At 63.4% G+C, this 495-nt stretch carries 1 protein-coding gene; it reads left to right on the top strand.

All coding sequences use genetic code 11. The features are described 5' to 3' along the window. Positions 1–495, top strand: a 495-nt coding sequence (locus tag EN991_RS39315; protein ID WP_127370688.1) for a pyridoxal-phosphate dependent enzyme, incomplete at both ends; no start/stop codon positions are given.

The raw sequence follows: 495 nt of genomic DNA on the forward strand, positions 1-495 counted from the left end.
GTTGAAGCGCGAGGATCTGTCGCCGGTCCGCTCCTACAAGATCCGCGGCGCCTTCAATTTCTTCCGCAAGACACTGGCGGCCGGCAACGAGGCCGAACTGTTCGTCTGCGCGTCCGCCGGCAACCACGCGCAGGGCTTTGCTTTCGTCTGCCGCCATTTCGGCAGGCGAGGCGTCGTGTTCATGCCGGTGACGACGCCGCAGCAGAAGATCGACAAGACCAGGCTGTTCGGCGGCGATTTCATCGAGATCAGACTGGTCGGCGATTTCTTCGACGATTGCTATCGCGCTGCCCTGGAATTCACCGACAGTTCCGGCGCCCATATGGTGCCGCCTTTCGATCACAAGGACATCATCGAGGGCCAGGCAACCGTCGCCTACGAGATCGCGGACCAGATGCCGGGCGCCCGCATGCCCGATATCGTCATGCTGCCGGTCGGCGGTGGCGGACTTGCCGCGGGCGTCACCCACTATTTCGCCGATCAGGGCAGGGAGCA

Source organism: Mesorhizobium sp. M7A.F.Ca.US.005.03.2.1, assembly GCF_003997795.1.
GTDB classification, from domain to species: Bacteria; Pseudomonadota; Alphaproteobacteria; order Rhizobiales; family Rhizobiaceae; genus Mesorhizobium; species Mesorhizobium ciceri.